This window comes from Kribbella ginsengisoli, assembly GCF_039537185.1.
GTDB lineage: Bacteria > Actinomycetota > Actinomycetes > Propionibacteriales > Kribbellaceae > Kribbella > Kribbella koreensis.
On record NZ_BAABAA010000029.1, the window covers coordinates 1 to 16,871 of the forward strand.

The window sequence follows — 16,871 nt, forward strand, 5'->3', positions numbered from 1 at the left end:
CGCCTCACCACCTGGCAATCCACCGACCCCGCACTACCCAGCACAGCCACCAACACCACCAGCCTCTCCACCTACCTCTACGCCAACGCCAACCCCATCAACTACACCGACCCCGACGGACGCGAACCGAAAGAGGCCGGCACGGCCACTGTATATATTATGCAAAGTCAGCATTTTGCGGTCGAAATTCGGCCGAATGATGGAAGAGTGGTGACTTTCCAATCTCTTCCCACTAGTCCGGGAAATCTGAACGCATACACGAGCTTCACGCCTGAGACGTACGATCCAGTGGTGGAGAAGATTCAAGTCCGGTTGCCAAATGCAAAAGCAGCCGCAGATGTGGCCGAGGTTGTGCTTAAGCAGTCGAGGAATGGGAAGAGATTCGACGTCTATGACCGGGATACTAACAGTTGCGTGACTCCTATTGGTAGACTCCTGAGGATTGGTGGCGCAGATGCGGGAATGACTGAAGAGGCGACCATTCCAAAGACATCTGTTGGAATATTTAAATGGATAAAGAAGAATGGGACTTCATTGTCGGAGAGTGGTGCCCGAGTGCCTTCTGGGGTTGGGGGACCTGCGATTCGCGGGAGGAACCCTCAAAGGGGGTCAGTTACGGCAGGTGGAGTCCTGTTAATGGCGGCGATGAGTATCGCCATACCGGCCTATATCGAATGGTTGGAGCAGATGGACAAGCAAAGACAATATCTTCAGAGTGATTTGAATGCCGCCAAGCGCAACGGTCAATCTCTATACGAATTCTATGGCGTGCCGGCGCCAGATCTGTCGAAGGTCGAACTCAAAGAACCGACCGCAGGCATGAGATTCGAGTGATGGAACCGGTATCGCTCTCGGCCAGAGGATCAGAGTGTACTGACAGGCGATAGCAGAGGCATGAGGGTGCCCCAACGTAAGGCGGGGCACCCTCGACCCGCTCGCCGTGAACTCACGGCTCGGGTAGACCAGGAATTAGTCGTATTAGTCATCTATCTAGCAGTTGACGACGCCGGATACGGCTCAGCTAAGTGGATGGAATGATCAATAAGTCCGTCACTGTCAAGCGGCCGGGTTAAGCGTTGATGAGCGGGGGCTCAGTCGGATTCGGAATCATGACCCAACTCTGGCTGAGTCATCAACCGACGAGCCCGGGATCGGGTCCATAGATGATGAGGCATGACTGCGAACTTGCGGCGTCGAAAGGTTCACTGCATGAGCAGAGTCGATGTTGGGGCCGCGGGCAGGCACGCAGCTGCGGATATAGACCAGTCGCCGCCTGCTCCTTATGGCTGATCTGTCGTTGACGTCTCTGCTGGCGTGAAGCTAGCGTTAAGGGTCCGGTGGGGAAGCAGTCCAACGTGCTGGACATGGGTGTTCGCCGAGTATCGATGTTCGCTCAGGTGGCGATGGCTGCATTGATCGACAGAGAAGGACCGACAGCATGGGGGCTTTCGTCCTGGTGCCGGGTGCTTGGCATGGTGGGTGGTGCTATGGGCGGGTTGCTAACTTGCTCAGGGCGGCGGGGCATGATGCATACACGCCGACGCTGACTGGGCTGGGGGAGCGCGGACATTTGGCGGGAATGCCGATATCGTTGAGAACTCATGTAGCCGACATCATCGGCGTCATCGAGTACGAGGATCTGTCGGATGTCGTGTTGTGTGGCCATTCCTATGCCGGCATGGTGATCACCGGTGTGGCTGCGGCCCTTGGTGACCGCATCCGGTCTCTTGTCTATCTCGACGGACGGGTCCCCGACGACGGCGTCGCGTTGCTTGATCTGATCTCGGCGGGGCAACGTGAGTATGTGCTGACGGCAGCCAAGACCGGCGGTGTGATCGGACCGTTGCCGGCGGCAGCGTTCGGCCTTACCGGAGATGACGCCAGTTGGGTTGACAGCAAGTGCACTCCGCAGCCCGTCCTCACCTTCGTCGAGAGCGTCCGCTTGACCGGCCGCGAAAAGGAAGTACCGAACCACACCTACGTGCGCGCCATCCGATACGAGGACGCCGGCCTGACAGCGCTCTATGAGCGATTCTCCAAGGATCCGCTCTGGAAGGCGGTCACCATCGACAGCGGTCACGAGATGATGATCGAGAACCCGAAGGAGCTTTCGAAGGTGCTGCTCGGCGAACTCGTCCGTTGAGGTGGCGTTGACGAGGGGCCCGGCGGCAACCAACTGCCGCTTGTGTCCGCCTAGGAACCGCGCAGGCTGCGCGGGGACAGCTCGGAGAGATCAGCCGCAATTCAGTGGCCAATGTCAGCCTGGATGTCCAGGGTCGGCAATGAATCAGGCTGATCCGTCTGCGGTGGCGGGCTTGCGAATAGCGAGTGCGACTTCGCATGCGGAACGCCATGGAGGAGCGCGCGGTAGATGAATTCTTCTCTGGCCATGCTCGGTCTGCTCTTGTTGGTTGCCATCACTTGCCTGACGTTCGCGGGGTTGATCGGACTTGTGGTCTGGGTGGTGAGGCTGGTTAGGCAGCGGCGAGGACTTCGCGAAGAGGCTATGCGTCAGCTTGGTTGGGTCTGGGTGGAGCCAGAACCACGGCTCGCCGATGTTGCAGCGCAGACGTGGCGCCGCGGCCGGCCCCTCTCAATGGCAGCCGGTCCATACCGTGGTCACCGGATCCGCTGCCTCGACTACACGTATCTATCCAATGACGGTACGACAACCGCACAGGTTGGCCACCTGGTCGCGCTAGAGCTTCCGTGTGTGCTACCGCCTATCACTCTGACCGGCGACTCAAGGCTCTTGCGTATCCTGGACGGGCGCGACCACGAACCGGAGAGCGGCCTCTTCAATGATGCATTCCGGATCAGTTGTACAGATCGACGTTATGCATCTGGGCTGCTGCACCCTCGACTGGTGGAGTTCATGCTGTCGAACCGGTGGCTTGATTGGCGTATCACCGGCAACACGCTGATTTCCTGGAGTACCGGCAAGTGGGCACCAATCGAAGCCCTCGGGCGTCTCGACGCACTCTGCCAGATAGCTGAACTGATCCCGAACTTCCTGTTAAGCGAATATGGCAGAGCGTCACAGTGACTCACGGCGATGCCTCGCAACATTCGGCGGGCGTATTTTGGAGTTAGGGGTTCCGGCTGCCCCTCGCCATCCGGAACCCCGCGCATGTATTCAAGTGAGAGGTCTGAAGCAGCGCAGAACTGGGCCTGAATTCGGCACTGATCGGTCAGTTGTCGGGCCGGCGACACTCGGACGCCGAGACATCTTCGGTGTGGTTGATGTGCTCGCGAGATCAGCGGAAGCCAACCTCCAGTTCAGGGCCGTTGGTGATGCTATCTGGACAACATGAAGACCTCAGCTAGGAGAGCACAATGTCTTTTCACCGCGGATCGAGCCGCCGCGTCGGATGGATTTCAAGCGTCGCCGCTGCCGGGCTGGCGGTGCTCGCGACGTTCACAAGTACGCCAGCGAATGCTGCCGTCACCCAGATCTGGGCTGGTGTCGACGCGAGTGTCACTACCGACCACAGGACGAGTCCGGCGACGAGCACGGTCAACTTCTACTACGATGCTTTTGTCACCGTGGATAACGCGCAGTTTCGAATCGATCATGGTGCGCAGGTGCGGTTCGACTGCTACGGAGTAAGCAACGGCGCGCGCAAAGATCTGTTCACCACCTTGCACAGCAAGTACAGCAGTAGGGCGCTCCAGGCCTACGGTGATGGAATCCTGGTGAAAGGTCTCTTCTCGCGGCCTAAGGGAACCCTCTTCGACGTGAACAAGTCCGGCAAGGAGAGTCTGTTCTGCGATGCGAGCTACACCGATCCATTCACCAGTTTCTCCGTCTTCACTACCAGCGGCTGGGTGACGGGGAGCTACTAGAGCAAACGGCTGGCCGAAGGGGTCTAGCTGTTCGACTCGTCATCAGGCCTCGAGACTCCCGGGCCACCGCGACTAGTTCGTTGGAAGCGCCAGCCCCAAGCACCCTATTCGAGCCTTGTGTCCGCGCGTTCCATTCCGGGTTCAGGTCGGCATCAGTGTTGTTCTGCAGCATGTCTAGCACTAGTCGCCTCGGATCTGGAACCTGAGCCAGCCGGACACACAATCGTTGGAGAGATGATGAGCGTCACGCCACCCGCAGATCTCACTGCCCTCAAGGCGAAGCAGCAGGCGACCTGGGCTTCCGGTAACTATTCGGTGATCGGCACAACTCTGCAGGTGACGGGCGAGACCCTCTGTGACGCGGTTGACTTCTCCGCGGGGCAACTCGTGCTCGATGTCGCCGCCGGCAACGGCAACGCCGCGCTCGCGGCTGCTCGTCGTGGCGCCGTGGTGACGGCAACGGACTACGTTCCTGGACTGCTCGATGTGGCCAAGACGAGGGCGTTGGCGGACGGTGTGGAGATCGAGTCCCAGGTTGCGGACGCCGAGGCGCTGCCGTTCGACGCACAATCCTTCGATGTAGTGCTCTCCACCTTTGGAGTCATGTTCACTCCTGATCAGGAGCAGGCTGCGAGCGAGCTCCGACGAGTGTGTCGAAAGGGCGGGAAGATCGGCTTTACGGCGTGGACGCCGGACAGCTTCATCGGGCAGATGTTCAAGATTGTGGGCACATACATCGCCCCTCCTGCAGGCGTACGCTCGCCGCTTCTGTGGGGCGACGAATCCCGTGTCGCCGAACTGTTCCATGATGACGCGTCCATGCAGACCGAGCGCCTTGACTTCTTCTTCCGTTACCGGTCCGCGCGGCACTGGCTTGACACGATGCGGTCCTACTACGGGCCGACCAACAAGGCTTTCGCAGCGTTGGATGGAGAAGCTCTGCAGGCGCTCGATGAGGACCTGATCGGCCTGGCGAACGATCTGAACACGGCAACCGACGGCACGCTGCGGGTTCCGTCGACCTACTTGCAGACGATTGTTACCCGATCCTGAGATGCGCGAAGCCCGGAACCAGTTGTCTATCTAGGATTAGGACTGACGGTGCACGTCCCTGATTGGAACGGTCCTCTGCAGCTGGCCTCGAGGCTGGCATCCGAGTATCTGGCCGGCCTGCCAGCTCGACTGCTCGGCCCGGAAGCTACGGCAGAATCGCTTCGAAAAGCGCTCGGCGGTCAGCTGCCGGACCACGGCGAGGACGCTTCGACCGTAGTTCGTGAGCTCGCTACCGCCGCGGACTCAGGTCTGCTACCTGGTGGAAGCGGCCGCTTCTTCGGTTTCGTCTTCGGCGGAGCAACGCCGGCTGCCATCGCTGCAGACTGGTTGGCAACGGCATGGGACCAGAATGCAGGCCTCCATGCGGCCTCGCCGGCGGCGGCCGTGGTTGAGGAGGTTGCCGGCGACTGGCTCAAACGATTGCTGGGCTTGCCGGACCAGGCCTCGGTGGGATTCGTCACTGGGGCTCAGATGGCGAGCTTCACCGGCCTGGCAGCGGCTCGCAATCATGTATTGGCAAGAGCCGGCTGGGACGTTGAACGATCCGGACTGGTGGGCGCACCTCCGATCACGATCATTGCAGGGGATCAGCGGCACGACACGATCGATCGCGCGCTACGTTTCCTCGGTCTAGGCACCGACAGCATCACCTCGGTGGCCTCCGATGACCAGGGGCGGATGCGAGCCGATGCCCTTGCCGACGCATTGCGGGACGTCTCGGGTCCGGTCGTAGTCTGCGCTCAGGTCGGCAATGTCAACTCTGGTGCGATCGATCCCGTCGACCAGATCTGCGACCTGGCACACGAGGCCGGCGCGTGGGTCCACATCGACGGTGCTTTCGGCCTTTGGGCCCTCAGTAGCCCACGTTTGCGGCCGCTGTTGGAGGGTGTGCAGCGCGCCGACTCGTGGGCAACCGACGCGCACAAATGGCTAAGCGTGCCGTTCGATTCAGGGCTGGTGTTCTCTGCGCATCCCGAGGCGCACACAGGTGCGATGTCGATCCGGGCGCCGTATCTCATCCATGACCAGGAGGGTCATCGAGATCCGCTGGACTACAACCCCGAGTTTTCTCGCCGCGCTCGCGGATTCGCCGTCTACGCCGCCCTGCGGGCGCTCGGCCGCTCGGGCGTTGCAGATGTCGTCGAGCGATGCTGTGGCCTTGCGCGACTCTTCGCCGACAAACTGGCTGAAAGTTCCCAGGTTGAGATCCTCAACGATGTGGTGCTCAACCAGGTGCTCGTGCGCTTCCTCGATCCGAACGGCGATCACGACGCCTTCACTCGCCAGCTTGTTAGCCGCGTGCAACGTGACGGCACCTGCTGGATGAGCGGTACGACCTGGCGAGGCATGTCCGCCATGCGGATATCGGTGTGCAACTGGACCACTGACGACGAAGACATCGATCGGTCAGTCGCCGCAATCATGCGCTGTCTGCAGTCGTAGGTTCGCGTCTTGTTGCTGACTCGCCTTTCGTTTCTGCGTGAACGCTGACTGGTCGGAACCACTGACGTCAGGCCCAGCTGGTCGAAGTGGCAGCGGCTGCTGAGAGGCCGGCCGATTCGATTGACGACGTCCGAGCAACCGCTGCACAACGAAACGCGCCGGGAGGTGTGCACGCACCTAGCCGACGGTGCTGTCAGTACGAGAATTCACGCACAATCATGTTCGTGGTGATGGAGAGCACCTGTCCGTTCGACCGGACCACGCGCGCCTTCGCAAAGACCTCGTCCTTCCCCCAGTCCTCGTCAAGGTGGAACCCGTTCACATCGCGGTCCTCGATGCGAGTAGGCCCGGTAGTCGGGGAGTCCACGAACCGCCCCACCGAGAACAGTGTGTCGTTGTACCACGTGTCTGATCCGTACAGCGTGAAGCTGGTGAACTCCATGCCAATCTCACCGAAGACGCAGTCGACGCGGATGTTGTTGAGTGTGAAGTTGCTCGGGTTGCGGATGATGTCGAGCGAGCAGGTGGTTGCCGCGGTGGCGGGTGCGGGGGCAAGCGTCGCGATGGCAGCGCCGGCGGTTGCCAGAAGCAGCCAACGGCGAACAGCCCGTACCGCCCTGGCATTGCGTGAACTCCACATCGAGGGTCTCCTTTGCAGTAGATGCGATGCAAACAGGAGACACTAGGGTGCTGACCTGCGACTGGGGTTCAGCTTCAGCCGAACTGAAGCTCCGTTCAGAGCTGACTCAGGCTGCCTTAGTTGACCCGAGCGGTTACTGAGATGCTCCGCTGCCGAATGATGCCGTGTCCGGTCGCCGTCAGCAGGTATGTGTGTCGCTGAACAGAGCCGGAGGCTGTTGCACCGCAGGAGAATGGCAGCGACTCGCGGTGCTTGGCAGGATACGAGGCGAAGCGACCGGGTCCGTCGATCGAGATCGTCACCGAATCGGTGCCGATGACTCGCCACTCGAGCACGACCGGCTCGCCCGGGAACGAAACGGCGGGCCCGCTGCTGGGGCATTGTGGTTTGCCCGCGACCCTGAACACCGCGATCTCTGGATCCGATGACGCACTCTGTGAGCGCGGTGACGACGAGGGGCGTGGCGCACTGGATGAATGCGTGGAAGTCCGCGGTGACGGCTCTGGCATCGTGCTTTGCGGCGTGATGCCGCCGTCGGGCCTGGTGCTCGAAGTCTCCGCACTCGGCGACGGTGTTACGTGCGCGGACGGCGTGACAACCGGCTCGGTCTTGCCGCCACGAGAGGAAGGAACATCGGCGACGCCGCACCCGGCGCCGACGGCGGCAATCGCTGTCATGCTGACAACCCATCGAAACATTCGGCGCCTCCAGCGACCTCTCTACGGCCGGGTCGGACACCAGGCGGTTCATTCTCAGATACGGAGCTGACTCCGTAGTGAGGTGCGGTTGAACTAGCCGCGGTTGCAGGTTGTCAGGTTCAGGAGGCCTTCAGCACATTGGGTCATCGTGAGCTGTGAGCATCAGCGTTGAGAAGGGAAACATGAGGATGGGTAATTCAGTACAGGACCTAGTAGCTAATGCGAGGACCACCATTCAGAACCTGTCGGTGACGGAGGTCGCCGAGGCGCTCGCAACGGGCGGTGTGACCTTGGTCGACCTCCGGGAGCCTGCCGAAGTCACGCGCGATGGTGCCATCGAGAACGCCGTATTCGCGCCACGTGGGATGCTCGAGTTCTACGCGGATCCTGCGAGTTCGTATCATCGTAGCGAGTTCGACCCGGAGGCGCGGGTCATCCTGTATTGCGCTTCTGGCGGCAGATCAGCCCTGGCTGGCCGAACGCTCCAAGAGCTCGGCTACACCGACGTATCGCATCTCGATGGTGGGCTCAAGGCGTGGATCGCGGCCGGCAGGCCGATCTCCGGGGCGTCCGCTTAGCCTGAGTGGACGGCTGTAACCAGCCCGGCGTTGCTGGCGGCAACTGCCCGCAAGTAGGTTTCAGCGCGGTTTCAGTGGCGTGGATGCGGTTCGTCTCACCATGTTGTTGAGTCGGCCGTCATGGCCATGAGATCCGTTGTCGGGGAGGAAAGCAAGATGAGTATTCGCAGAGTCGCCGCCGCGGTTGCAGGCGTGGCCACGCTGGGGGCGCTGCTAGTGGCGCCTTCGGCCCAAGGGGCCGGCGCCGTCCGGGCGTCAGTGAGCCTGGCTGCGCCCGCGGCGTCGACCTTCGGCTCGACAATCAAATTCAGCGGTACGGTTCGGCGTACCGGTACGTCGGCCAAGCTGAGCGGAGCAGTGGTCTATCTTCAGCGGTCGGCGCATGGTAAGAACCGCTACAGCACGTTGGCCAGCACGCGCAGCAGCAGAAGTGGCATCTTTGCCTTCTCTGTGAAACAGACTGCTCGCTATGACTATCGGGCCTACTATCCAGGCTCAGCGACGTACACACGGGCGTTCAGCCTGGTGCGGTCTCCGACAGTCAACCAGCTCGTGCTACTCGACAGCATTACCACAACAGACCCAGGCAGCGGCGAGTTGCGAGCCGTGGGGCGAGTTTTCCCGGCGCCACCGAACGGCTCAGGGGTTTACCTACAGAGGTACTCCACAGATGCAAAGGTCTGGGTCAATGTCGCGGCCGGTACGACCTCGTCCGGGAGGGTGACCATTGATGTCGAGCGCCCAGGGTCGAAGGACAGGTACCGCATGCTGGCTCTCGCGCGCTCGTCGTACGGCACCGGGATCTCGACGGCCAAGCTGTTCAGTCATTACGTCTACCGCCGGGCTCTTGCGAAGCCGCTCCAGACTACGACTACCACAGTCCCAGGTACCGTCACTCGGAACCCGGGAGGCAGCCTGGCTATCTCCCTCTCCGCGGTGAGTGGTGCTGTGCACATCTATCCGGACATCGCCAATTGCATCAGCGCACGTGCAACGTCGAACCTGTTCCCGGTCCAGCCGGTCACCCTGTTCTTGACCACGGACAAGGTCTCAAAGTCAATCAAGATCCAGGGGGGCGGCGGCGGCCAGTACACGCAGGACGTCGACCTCACGGGCGCATCGTGGCTGCGGTACTCAGCGTTCAGCGAGGCCGCCATCAAGTACGAGGCCTACTTGGACCTGCGCTGCGCCGATTAGAAGTGTTAGTAGCTTTCAGGTGTCATGCGGCGGGGGACTGGTCTCGGCACGGTCCTCCGCCGGCGTGCTGAGTGAGTTCGGGGTGATGTGATGAGTGGTCCTGGCCGAAAGATAGTAGGAGCCGTGGGCGCGGCTGTCGCGATTGGCAGTGCGTTCTTTGTTACAGCCGCGATCGGCGACCTTGCGGCCGGCGAGTCGGAGACTCCGCGGGGTGTCGTTCTGGCAATTCTGGTGGTGTTCCTGTGCACCTGTGCTGGGGGCGGTTGGCTCGCGATCGCGCTGTTGGGCCCGCGTGATCGTAAGCGGCGTGCCGAGGATGAGCTCGAGGCGATGATCCTGGATCTGTCCCGCGCACATGGCGGCCGAGTGACAGCAGTCGAAGTCGCTTCACACTGCGACGTCACCGTGAAGGTCGCTAAAGGCGCCTTGAGCCGGCTCTGTGGTGACGGCGTGGCATCCGCGGAGCTCACCGAGAGCGGGGTGATGGTGTATCGAATGGACTTCCTACCGTCCTCGCCAGACCTATGAACCGGGGACCACATGAGGGACGTCGCAACTGGCGGCTCGGACCCGGGCTTGGAGAGGCGTGATCCGAGCCGCCGTGCGTTGGCCCGAGGTAGACAGGGCCGTTCAGCGGTGCGTGCCGACCGGGGGTGGATCGCCGACTCGCACGCGCGAAAGACCTTGAATGGTGAGGCAAACCGACGCAATGCGGTTCAGCTCGATCCCGCTTCAAGTTCTTGGTTCAAATATGGCAGGCCGCGTTGGAGCGCCGCTGATCCGTCTCTGAAATCACGGACGCTTTAGTGCCACCTCACCCACGAGCAGGCTCCTGGGTGGAAGATCGAGATGGTCGATGCGGCGGCGGTCGGGGTGGCTTGACGCACAGCGAGGTAGGGACCCGCGACACCCAGTCGGCCGGAGTCGAGTGGGTGTGCGGTGACTACGCCCGCCGGATGTACGTTCCAAGGATCGGGCTGCGCCGCAGTTCCTTCTCTAAGCCAACTACTTGGGGCTGAGGGCAACGTGTTCTTCACCGTAGGAAGTACATCTGCTTCAGAGTGAACACCGCGAACTCCGGAAGGTCGGCATCGAGCCAATCGACACTCCTCGTGGTGATGGGCCGTCCGATGGGCGAGATGTCGTCAAGGCACTGGGAAGGACAGCGTCGTCCGAGCTCGGCGGCATGGTGGCAACGAACTCAACTCGATTTCACAAGTCTCACTGTTGGCTGACAACATATGTCGCGATGCGGTCGATGGCCTCCTCCAACCTGCGGAAGTAGGTTGCGCGGCTCACCATGAGTGCTCGTGCGAGCCTCGCGTGCGGCTCGCGCGTGGTGAAGAACCGACGGTCGACGATGAATCTCAACTGGGCCGCGTGCGGTGAGCCTGCGAGTGCAAACTCAGCGGCGGACCGCAACACGGCGCGTGCAGAGGCCGTCCGATCGGTGTCGTTCGTTCCGACGGCGAGTGGCGAGTCTGCCAGTGCGTGGTCCGACAGGAAACCGTCGAGAGCCTCACGAACGTCGTCCGCTGTCGTTTGCCGGTTCGGAGCGACGATCTGTAGTTCGCGGTAGACAAGATCACGCTCCGCCGAGTGGAATCCACCCGGCCCCCAGTCGATGTGGTAGCAGCTGACTTCTCTCCCGTTCACCAACCAATGGAGTTTCGGCACGAGTCGTCCGCCCGCCTCGCGACAGATGGCGTGGACGCGTGACTCCCGTCCGAACGCGAGGATGATGGCGTGCCGCAGGTTGGGCATCGGCGCCCGCAGTGCTAGAGCCATGTTGAGGTGACCGTACAGGTCCGTAGGCCGGCGACCTGATGATTCACGTGGCAAGACAGTTGTGTCTCGCCAGACCAGGGTCTCGGTTGCGGCAACCATGTCGTGCGCATGCGCCACGCATGCGGCGCCGATCGGGTCGCCGGTGAGGATATTTCCGTCAAGGCGCGCAGGCACAAAGCCGATCGCGTAGCCGACCGGCGCGCTATTGTTGTCCCGGGCAACGATGACCGTGGTTCCGGGATCTTCGAAGTAGAGTCGGCTCAGGTTCCACCAGTCGGCGAGATCATGATGGGACATGCGGGCATCGATGAGGTCGCGGTCACCGCGACGGGCGCCGGTCGCGCGGTAGCGACTTGCGGCTTCGAGCCGAAATCCCCAGCGGATCACCGGGCTGTCGATCAGGTACGCCAGGTCAGCGGCAGCGAGACTGTCCCCGGCGGTGGCCCGGTGGTAGTAGTAGTCGCAGAGCTGCCGAAGAACCTGACGGTCTTGTTCCCGTCCGTCCGCTGTATAGAGGCTCCGCAGGGCGGGGCGAACCAAGGCGTATGGCGCAAGTCCTGGGCCTACCCGCTCGACGAATGAGCGCTCGGCCAGCCAGGTGAACGCTGGCGCGGGATCGATGTCCAGGACGCTGGCGAGCAGATTCGGCGTCGTCAGTCTGGCGATCGCGCTGATATGGAGGATCTGGTGGAAGCGTGGGTCGAGCTCTCCATTGCCGACGACAGCCATCACCCTGCGGGCAATGTCCGATTCACTGGCCGATGTGCCGCCGCTGAGGAAAGCACGGGCAGCCATCACTAAAGCCAACGGCGAGCCGGCAGCCTTGCGCCGGATGTACCTGGCAACTGATGCCGGAACCCCGAGCTGGGTCAGCAATCGATGGGAGTCTTGCGCCGACAGACCCGCGAGACGAATCTCGACCATCACATGCTCCCAGCCTGATCGATGCCACCCGATGTCTGGCTCCCGCCTGCCCGCGAGCACAACGACCGCGCTCGCGGGCAGCTTCTTCAACCAGTCGTCACGCAGAGCGTCGGGGTCGGGGTACCGATCGGCGTCATCAACGAACGTCACGGAGAGGCCAGGCGGTGAAGGAGCCACTTCATGGCCCTTTATGTCGAGGCTGTACGTTGCACGACCGAGCTGTCGAGCAAGAGCGCGCATCGCGTTCAGGAGAGCAGTCTTGCCGCAGCCGCCTGGCCCATGGATGTAGAGGACCCGCGCCTTCTGTTCGCCCTGTAGAACACTGCGGAACAAAGACAGCTCCGTCGATCTGCCGACGAACCCCGAATCTCGCTGATCGGCAATCCAGTCGCCGATTGTCGGCGAATGGTCAGCACCTGGACGAAACGTCATTGCCCCTCCCGTCGGCACACGGACTCGGACGAGGGGCTGACGGTAGATCTAGATCGCCAACCAGGCAAGGCCTGCCGAGCCGCTGCGGGCCGCCGCCCGTAGTGCTTCAGCAGCGCTTCAGTGGCGCATCAGTCGCGTCGAGGGGTACGGCGCTAGCCTCGCGGTATGGGAGAGATCCGAACGCCCGGTTACCTGACCGAGGACCTGACCTTGCGGATCGTCGGCGGTCCGCCATGCTACCGAGGGGTGACCGATAAACCGATCGAGTACATCGCGATAGCTGATGTGAGCGACCGGGTCGTCGGTTTCCTCTATGCCAATGACGATGACGACGCCGTCGGCTGGCAACCGAAGGCCGCGGCCGGTCAGGCGGCCCACAGCGCTTACTTCCCGTGGATGATGAAGCTTCGTGAATGCAAGGCGCGCGGCTTGAGCCCGACGGAGGCGCTCCGCGAGCTGATGAGCGAAACGCCGGACAGTCCGGAGGAGCTGCACAGCTACGTCGTCCCCGGAACTTGGCACAGCGCAGCTGGCCTTGCGATCCTCAAGCGGCTTGCCAACACGGAAGGCTAGTGAGTGCGCCTGCCTGACCTCACATCGCGTTTCGCAGAGCTGCTGCATCACCTTGGCCAGGTGGGCACGGAGGACGAACTGCGAGCCGCAGTATCCGCGGAAGTGCACGCGCACCTTCCTGATGGAGTGGCGCCACCTTGGATGCGCGATCTCCTCGACGGCCTCGTGGCCAGGCGATTGACGGGTGAAGCCGAGATCGTTCCACAGGGCTATGCCGACGGCATGAGTGCGTTCGTGAACATCCTGCTGGACCTCGACGAGGTCTTCGGGCTCGGTGTCGAAGACACCGGCGAGCATCTCTACTGGCCACTGCCGGCCCTCGAGTTGGCAGTCGTGATCCATTTCGAGGGCGGTGGCTATCTGATGGTTCGGCCCTGGTGCGGCCGTTGGCGAGAGTGCATGCCGGGAGCTCTGGTGGGGGAGGGCGAGCTGAGGGAGGGGCGCCCTATCGGTAGGTGGAAATACAGCCGGCCGGGCGGCGTCAGCTACGAGTACGACTACACCATTCAATTCTAGATGAGATCCGCATTTCGAATCAAAGCGCCTTCAGATCCGCTTCAGCCTGATCATGTGTACTGAGTATATCCAGCAGTGACGACTTGACGACTGTTGGTGAAACCCGTCGCGAAATGGTGCTCGAACAAAGCGCAAGACGATTAGGAGGAGTCATGAAAAGAAGCAGGCTGTTTGGAATGTTCATGGGCGCCGCTCTGGGTGTCTCGGCGATGTCCGGTGTCGCCATTCCTGCACAGGCGGACACCAATATCACCTACCGGCAAGTCTGGGAAACCGGGGGCCGGGGACCCATTGCCAACTCGGGCGTGACGGCTGTGTACGGTGTGGACGACAGCAGGACGCCGGAAACAATCGCTGGTCAGGCCCTGAGAGGCGACTTCGGCGACTACGACGGCGAAGGTGCCTTCGAGGTTACCCACACGCTCGACTCGAATCTCTCTCATATTTTCGTTGTCTACATCGGTTCGGATTTCAAGGTCGGGGCGGTGCTCAACAAAGACGGCAGCGTCACGGTCATCACCTGCGTGATCAATAATGGCGTGCAAACCTGCACGTCGGAGACCCATCCGGCCTAGCTCTTGGGTTTAGTCCGCGGTGCGTGCCGGACGGCGGTCGGTATCAGGTGCCGCGGTGGTGCGTCGGCCCAAGGCCGAGGACCCGCGCCGGTGGAATGGTCGCGCCTTCGGCATGGGCCTGGGTAAATCCCTCTCTTCCCAACTGTTCGATGATTCCGGCGCGCAATGCGTCATCGGCGGTTTCGGTGCCGGCATCGCCGGCACCGAAACGCTCCGCGAACGAGTCCGCGGAGCCGATCAGCACGGCGGCCAGGTACGGCTCGCCGTTGACGTATCGGAGACGCGCGAGCATCCTCATGGCCCGGATCATCTTCGTGGTGTCCTTCAGCTCGGCCGCGATCTGCAGCGCCTCTCCGGCGTATTCGCCAGCGGCCGCGCCTTCGTCGCCGGTGGAGCAGGCTAATCCGAGCAGGCAGCGACAGGTGCATCTGCGATCGCCGATTCGGCGGAAGTCCGGAAGCAAAGAGCCGTATTTCCGGCCGGCTGATTTCATGTCATCTCGGACCGTGTCGAGGTCCGCTTGCAGTAGCTGCGCATGAAGCCAGTGCAGCCGCAGTCCGGCCAGCTGTGCGAGATCTTCTGCCTCGCGTGCCAATCGCTGCGCCTCGCCGAGATGGCTCGGTGACCTCATCGCCACAGTGACTGCTCTGAGCAGGGTGATCGATCGCCCCGCCCTGTCTCCGATTGCTCCGAACAGATCCGCGCTACGGCGCAGGTTGAAGAGCGCGGGCTCCAGTTCACTTTCGGCGGTACCCAGCATCGCGAGCGCATTCGCACGATGCCAGTCGTCACCGATCGCCTCGAATCGCTCGAGCGACTCCGTGAGCAGCTGCAGCGCGCCGGGTTCGGCCATGTTCGTCATCGTGACGCCAAGCGCATAGACGCCCAACGCGTCATCAATGCCCGCCTGACCGCGTGATGCTGCAAAGGCCGGTTCGGCGATCGCCTTTGCGCGTACAGGATCCTGCCAGCAGATGACCACCGCAGCCGTCGTCGCCGAACGGATGCCCAAACTGCCGGAAGGCAAGGGGCTGCGCAGCAGTTCGTCGAGCCAGCTGAACAGGTCGTCGCGTACGCCGAGCATCTCCCAGCCGATGCCCACAGCAGAAAGGAACTCCCAAGCTACGTCCAGGTGCCCGTGGTCGAGCGCCCACCGCATCGCGATCCGAAGATCTGGCCACCGCCGGTCGTACCAGTCCTGAGCGGCGCTTTGACCATGCCCCCGCAGATCTGTGGCCAAGGCACGGGCAACGAGAAGGTGGCGGCTCGCATGCTCACCTTCGGCTAGCTCCAGACCCGCACGCTCTTGCAGGCGCTGGCGCGCGAAGTGGCGCACGCTGTCGAGCAGCCTGTATTCGGTCAGCTGGCCACGACGCCGGCTCGAGATAAGTGAGCGATCCAGGAGCCTCGGAAGACTATGAGCTACGTCGCTCGCTGTCAGCGGTGAATAAGTGAGGACGCTGGCCGCGGTATCGAAGTCGAAATCCCCAGGAAAGACGGAGCAACGCTCAAGCAGCAATTTCTCGCGGTCGTCCAGGAGCTGATAGCTCCAGTCAAGTGCTGTTTCGAGTGTGCGATGACGACTGCCCGGTTCTGCCGTACCGCCGGTGAGGAGAACGAATCTGTTGTCGAGGTGTGAGGCCAACTCATGCGGGGACATGAACCTGATACGCGCCGCGGCCAGCTCGATCGCCAGTGGTAGTCCGTCCAGTCTGCGACATACCGTTGCGACGGCGCGCGCATTCTCCTGGTCCACCGTGAAGCCGGGGAGAGCCGACGCAGCTCGGGCAGCGAAGAGTTGCGCGGACGTCGCGGCGAGTACTGCGGACGGATCGTCCTCATCGGGTGGAACGTCGAGCGGTCCGACTTCATAGATCGCCTCACCCGCGACCCAGAGGCGGCTCTGGCTCGTCGCCAGGATGTGCAACTGTGGCGCGGATGCCATGAGTTGGCTCAACAGCCGGGCGGCCTGCTGCACCACATGTTCGCAGTTGTCGACAATCAACCAATGACCGCCGCCGCTGAGCGCGTCGAGCAAGGCCGAACGGACCTCGCCTCCGTCCGATATGTCCAATGCGTCCGCGAACGCTCGTTCCACAGTCTCGCCTGGAGCAACGGCCGTCAGATCGACCACCAGGGCGGCCGGCAGGCCTTCGAAGGTGAGTGCGGTTCTCAGCGCCAGCCGTGTCTTTCCGGCTCCCGGAGGGCCGGTCAGGGTAACCAAGCGATGCTCGGTGACAAGTTGGGCGAGATCCGAGAGTTCCGCCTCGCGGCCGATCAACGAGGACAGAGGTACCGGCACCTGCCTACTGCCGGTACCTCGTCTGGGCATTCGCTCCGCGAGATCAAGCAACGATCGGCGTGAGCTGCCGCCAAGCTTCCGCAACAGTGAGTTGATATGTGACTCCACCGTGCGTTCGGACAGAAAGAGCCTTTCCGCTATCTCCTTGTTGGGCAATCTGTCAGCGACAAGCCAGAAGACCTGCAATTCGCGACGTGTCACTCCGGCGTCGTTCAAGACCTCTGCAGCTTGCTCCATGCAACCAGTATCTACGCATGCTGACCAGCACACACAGGTCTCTCTGACCGGTTATCTCGACGCTACAAA

General features: G+C 62.1%; 15 protein-coding genes. 12 read left to right on the plus strand and 3 right to left on the minus strand.

The features are described from left to right. The 6 genes from ABD768_RS42365 to ABD768_RS42390 all read left to right on the plus strand — a co-directional run. Window positions 1–834: RHS repeat-associated core domain-containing protein (locus ABD768_RS42365; RefSeq protein ID WP_344850541.1), on the plus strand; the 834-nt coding region annotated here is incomplete at its 5' end. Window positions 835–1,438: 604 nt separating this feature from the next. Beyond that, entirely contained in the window at window positions 1,439–2,143 is a 705-nt protein-coding gene (locus ABD768_RS42370) for an alpha/beta fold hydrolase (protein ID WP_344850543.1), read from the plus strand. Between the two features lie 228 nt (window positions 2,144–2,371). Then, complete coding sequence (locus ABD768_RS42375) at window positions 2,372–3,046, plus strand: hypothetical protein (RefSeq protein ID WP_344850545.1); 675 nt, start codon at window positions 2,372–2,374, stop codon at window positions 3,044–3,046. Window positions 3,047–3,336: 290 nt separating this feature from the next. Then, window positions 3,337–3,846, plus strand: a complete 510-nt coding sequence (locus tag ABD768_RS42380; RefSeq protein ID WP_344850547.1) for a hypothetical protein — start codon at window positions 3,337–3,339, stop codon at window positions 3,844–3,846. A 234-nt stretch (window positions 3,847–4,080) separates the two neighbouring features. After that, on the plus strand, window positions 4,081–4,899 hold the full coding sequence (locus ABD768_RS42385) for a class I SAM-dependent methyltransferase (protein ID WP_344850551.1): 819 nt from the start codon (window positions 4,081–4,083) through the stop codon (window positions 4,897–4,899). Window positions 4,900–4,947: 48 nt separating this feature from the next. Next, window positions 4,948–6,342, plus strand: a complete 1,395-nt coding sequence (locus tag ABD768_RS42390; RefSeq protein ID WP_344850553.1) for a pyridoxal phosphate-dependent decarboxylase family protein — start codon at window positions 4,948–4,950, stop codon at window positions 6,340–6,342. A 193-nt stretch (window positions 6,343–6,535) separates the two neighbouring features. On the opposite strand, the gene ABD768_RS42395 is transcribed toward ABD768_RS42390, so the two are convergent. Beyond that, complete coding sequence (locus ABD768_RS42395; protein ID WP_344850555.1) at window positions 6,536–6,982, minus strand: hypothetical protein; 447 nt, start codon at window positions 6,980–6,982, stop codon at window positions 6,536–6,538. 853 nt (window positions 6,983–7,835) lie between these two features. Here ABD768_RS42395 and ABD768_RS42400 point away from each other — a divergent pair. From ABD768_RS42400 to ABD768_RS42410, 3 genes are all read left to right on the plus strand, one after another. Further along, window positions 7,836–8,258, plus strand: a complete 423-nt coding sequence (locus tag ABD768_RS42400; RefSeq protein WP_344850557.1) for a rhodanese-like domain-containing protein — start codon at window positions 7,836–7,838, stop codon at window positions 8,256–8,258. A 156-nt stretch (window positions 8,259–8,414) separates the two neighbouring features. Next, window positions 8,415–9,455, plus strand: coding sequence for a hypothetical protein (locus tag ABD768_RS42405; protein ID WP_344850560.1), 1,041 nt, complete (start codon window positions 8,415–8,417; stop codon window positions 9,453–9,455). Between the two features lie 123 nt (window positions 9,456–9,578). Beyond that, window positions 9,579–9,983: a hypothetical protein gene (locus ABD768_RS42410; protein ID WP_344850562.1), complete on the plus strand. Its 405-nt coding sequence runs from the start codon at window positions 9,579–9,581 to the stop codon at window positions 9,981–9,983. A 693-nt stretch (window positions 9,984–10,676) separates the two neighbouring features. Here the strand turns inward: ABD768_RS42410 and ABD768_RS42415 are convergent. Beyond that, on the minus strand, window positions 10,677–12,599 hold the full coding sequence (locus ABD768_RS42415; RefSeq protein ID WP_344850565.1) for a DnaA/Hda family protein: 1,923 nt from the start codon (window positions 12,597–12,599) through the stop codon (window positions 10,677–10,679). 165 nt (window positions 12,600–12,764) lie between these two features. On the opposite strand from ABD768_RS42415, the gene ABD768_RS42420 reads away from it, so the two are divergent. The 3 genes from ABD768_RS42420 to ABD768_RS42430 all read left to right on the plus strand — a co-directional run bounded on the left by ABD768_RS42420 (window position 12,765) and on the right by ABD768_RS42430 (window position 14,263). Further along, window positions 12,765–13,172 carry a hypothetical protein gene (locus tag ABD768_RS42420; protein ID WP_344850567.1) on the plus strand — a complete coding sequence of 136 codons (408 nt, stop codon included), beginning with the start codon at window positions 12,765–12,767 and terminating at the stop codon, window positions 13,170–13,172. Between the two features lie 141 nt (window positions 13,173–13,313). After that, window positions 13,314–13,688, plus strand: a complete 375-nt coding sequence (locus ABD768_RS42425; protein WP_344850569.1) for a hypothetical protein — start codon at window positions 13,314–13,316, stop codon at window positions 13,686–13,688. A gap of 152 nt (window positions 13,689–13,840) precedes the next feature. Continuing rightward, entirely contained in the window at window positions 13,841–14,263 is a 423-nt protein-coding gene (locus ABD768_RS42430; protein WP_344850571.1) for a hypothetical protein, read from the plus strand. A 43-nt stretch (window positions 14,264–14,306) separates the two neighbouring features. On the opposite strand, the gene ABD768_RS42435 is transcribed toward ABD768_RS42430, so the two are convergent. Then, a complete protein-coding gene (locus tag ABD768_RS42435; protein WP_344850573.1) occupies window positions 14,307–16,802 on the minus strand; it encodes a LuxR C-terminal-related transcriptional regulator in 2,496 nt (831 codons plus the stop codon). Between the last annotated feature and the right edge of the window lie 69 nt (window positions 16,803–16,871).